Here is a 3,427-nt window from a genome sequence, read left to right on the forward strand (position 1 = left end):
TGAATTCGCCCGGCAATACAGCCTCCGGCCCACGGCCGAAGGCTCATGAAAGACCGAACACTAACGCTCGGCACTGTCCAAGAAATCCAAGCGGTTCAAGGCCTCGGCTGGTCCACTTATCCCGCTGTCCGAATTCCCGCAGCCACCTCTCTTAAGCGAAGTGCAACATGATCTTCGCTGACTGACGTCGAAACGCGTTTTGCCGCCTGGCGCGGCGTTCATGCAGCGTAGAGAGTGAGATGCGTGCGACAGCTCGCCACCTGCAGCGGCGAGCCGCTGGAGTGCGAAAGGCTTCCGCGGAGCGGCGCGCCTGCCGCTGCGCGCAATAGGGGCGACCGGTGCCCTGCGAGGAAAAACTGCGTAGCAGGCCGTGCAATTTCAAACTAACGGTTCAGTTTTTTCGGGAGCGTCCGATAAGAAGAGTGAGCAAATTCTATCTTTAATGTAATGGCCGAATACCTGATAAATCATAGCGCACTTTCTTACCTGAACCAGTGGTACGTTACCGATCGCCGGTACATGTATATCTTGCGCCCTTCGGCGCTGGGCGCGACGGTGGGCGAGAGACTGCAAAAGCTTGGAGCGAAATACCAAGTCGCCCGCAACTTCGCGCTTCCGGGTGTCACAAAAAGTGAAAGGGCCGAGCAGGCACCGATATTTTGGACCAAAGTCGCCGCATGCGTGGAGAAGGCTGCCGCGGAGGAAGAGAGCAAAGCAGTCGAAACGGTAGCCAATCTCGCCAGCGACCTTGGGAAAGTCTTTCCGGGCAAAAAGCGTGGGGGCGATCCGACGCTGCTGAGCGCTGCCACGAAATTCCTGTGGTTCAGTGGGCGACACGATATCCGAATCTATGATAGACGCGCGATTGCCGCGTTGAACTCGTGGTGCAAAGACCGTCGATCAGACGAAAGGCGAGGGTGGCGTGTCGACGGTTCTTACGCTGTATTCGCGCAAGAATGGGATCGGATGTATCAAGCTCACGGAATCGCCATTCGCGACGCCGTCGGCAGCCTCAACCAAGCTTTCAGGTGGTCACTGATTCCGGAAAAAGACGTTCAAGTCGCAGTGCAAACGGTCATGCGGCAGCAGTGGTTTGTCGAAAGAGTTTTTGACAAGCATTTGTGGACCATTGGCGCTGACGACGAGACGCGGGTGGGCGGTTTCGTTTGAGACGCGTGAAACCCACACGGCTGAGCGTTACGCAGATATCTAAGGCATCATTGCGCGACACGCTCATCGTCGATCATCCCGTATCATAGTGCGCATCCGGGTGGTCAGACGTAGGTTTCGAGTATCCATTGAGAACACGCTCACCGCCTCGGGTTCACCGGGCGAGTGGGTCAGGACATCTTCCGTTTGGTTTCAGCGACCGGTCTCCGCCGTAAAGGTCGCGGTGGACGATGCGGTGCGATGGAATGGGATCGGTTCGACGCTCTGATAGCCGCCATCTTGCAGTAGAAGGTTACAGGACGGTATCACGGATACCTGCTGAGAGGACGAGGGCGATAACGTGCAGTGCAGTTGAGTTTGGGCAAACACCTTGCGATGTCCACGCCGTCCTACGGATGCAAACGTTGAAGACGATGGAACGAATTCCGTGTCCGGTGCGCTTGGAGTATCATAGTTGGGACGGCATCTTTGCGAAGCATGGGGGCCAAGCTATGACTGCAACCTTGGGAGTGCACGAATCTTTCTTGTGCGTCGTCGGAAACGAGAAGGTCAATAGTCCGCTCGGTTACGCCCTCGCTCCGAATACAGGCGGACAACTCGCGGTCCAGCCTACGATCTCGACAAGCATCAGCTTAGCCGTTCCTCTGTCTCTTGCGCTGGTTGGCATCCGTCACAGATGGATGCCGGAGACTCTTGGCGCGTGTATCCGGGCGCGAGCGATGGGCATTGTTCGCATCGGTCAGGCCCACGTCGGTCATGTTGCTGCCTACGCCGACGGTAAGTTGTCTCTACGAGTAATTGGATGGGTGCACTCAACCTGCATGTGTTCGGCGATGACCACAAGATTGGTCTGCTGACGCATGAAGCTCGCGAACAAACGTTCTCGGTCGAATACGACCCATAATGGCTGGCTCGTGGCGAGGACGCGTACCCCATCTCGCCGCACATCCCGCCCGTTTCCGGCCCAGCGAGTTCGTCACTGTCGGCTGCATGCTTTCTCGCCAACTTGCTGCCGGAGGGGCGTGCGCTGGATGCCGTCTCAAGCATGAAGCGGATTTCGAAGGCGAACATCTTTGCGCTCATCTAACATCTGGGCCGCGAATCGGCCGGCTCGCTGACGTTCACCCCTGTTGACGCTCTACCGAGTTCCGCGGAGTCCGCTTTGCGTGAAATCAGAGACGAGGAGTTGAGCGAGCGCATTCGCGGCGCGACGCGGCATTTTGCTGTATGGGGCAAGGAGTTTTGCTCCTCGCTCGCGGGACAGCACGATAAACTGCCGGTGCGAATGGCGGACGACCGGCTCTTTCTAACGCAAGGCTCGGCCTGGTCGACGCACATTCTCAAGCCGCAGCGCGAGAGTGCCATCATCAGCTCTATTGTTGCCAATGAGCACTTCTGCATGACCTTGGCGAAAACACTCGGACTTCCCGTGGCGCCGGTGAGTATTCGGCGCGTGCCCGAGCCGATTCTCGTTGTGGAGCGCTTCGACCGCGTCGTCGATGGGGACGTCGTCAGGCGCCGCCACATGGTCGACGCCTGCCAGGTGCTGGATATGCCACCCAGCTTCAAATATGAGCGCAATTTTGGCGACGACGAGAGATTTGCATCTGTCCGCGACGGTGTGAGCTTCGAAAATCTCTTCACGCTAGGTCGTGGTGGGACCGGCGAGAGCGTCGAACGCGAGAAGCGATTTCGGCACAGCCATTCCGCCCGGTGGCAACTGGTGAGTTGGGCACTATTCAATTTCCTCGCGGGTAACAGCGACGCGCACGGAAAAAACCTCTCATTCTTTGTGGACAGCTGCGGCTTGACGCCCGCGCCAGCGTACGACCTGCTCAGCGTGAGCGTGTACGGCAAGGCGGTCGAGCAGCGCATGGCGATGGCGTTCGGCGACCAGTTTGATTCGGCCGCGGTGGGCGCACGAGACATGCGTGTCTTCGCGCGACAGGCCGAACTCACCGCGCCCGCTGTCGCCGTAGAGATGGCCATGTTGGGCCGGGCCGCGATGCAGCACGCGCCTGAGCTGGCGGAGTCGCCGGTCTACATCGACCGTGAACGCGAGCTTGTCCGCAAGATTGCAGCACATGTACTTGCAAAGGCCCAGCGGCTGGAAGCGATGGCGGACGAGCTTATGCGTGTGGACGCGTAAGCTGACCTTAGAACCTTTAACAAAATGAGCGAAGGGGCTGTTTACACTCGATGAATCCTGTTAACCTTTTCATTGTTTCGACGACGAAAAGGATATGGCCAAGCCGAT

General features: G+C 58.2%; 3 protein-coding genes. All 3 read left to right on the forward strand.

The features are described from left to right. Positions 1-519 precede the first annotated feature (519 nt). The 3 genes from QCE58_RS33880 (at position 520) to QCE58_RS33885 (ending at position 3,319) form a co-directional block, all read left to right on the forward strand. Positions 520-1,170, forward strand: a complete 651-nt coding sequence (locus QCE58_RS33880; RefSeq protein WP_250522752.1) for a hypothetical protein — start codon at positions 520-522, stop codon at positions 1,168-1,170. Positions 1,171-2,077: 907 nt separating this feature from the next. Beyond that, a complete protein-coding gene (locus tag QCE58_RS34210) occupies positions 2,078-2,257 on the forward strand; it encodes a HipA N-terminal domain-containing protein (protein ID WP_350029391.1) in 180 nt (59 codons plus the stop codon). A gap of 75 nt (positions 2,258-2,332) precedes the next feature. After that, positions 2,333-3,319 (forward strand): HipA domain-containing protein, encoded by a 987-nt coding sequence (locus QCE58_RS33885; protein WP_250522751.1) that lies wholly within the window; start codon positions 2,333-2,335, stop codon positions 3,317-3,319. The last annotated feature ends 108 nt before the right edge of the window (positions 3,320-3,427 follow it).

Origin of the sequence: Caballeronia sp. LZ028, from assembly GCF_031451415.1 — a bacterium.
GTDB lineage: Bacteria > Pseudomonadota > Gammaproteobacteria > Burkholderiales > Burkholderiaceae > Caballeronia > Caballeronia zhejiangensis.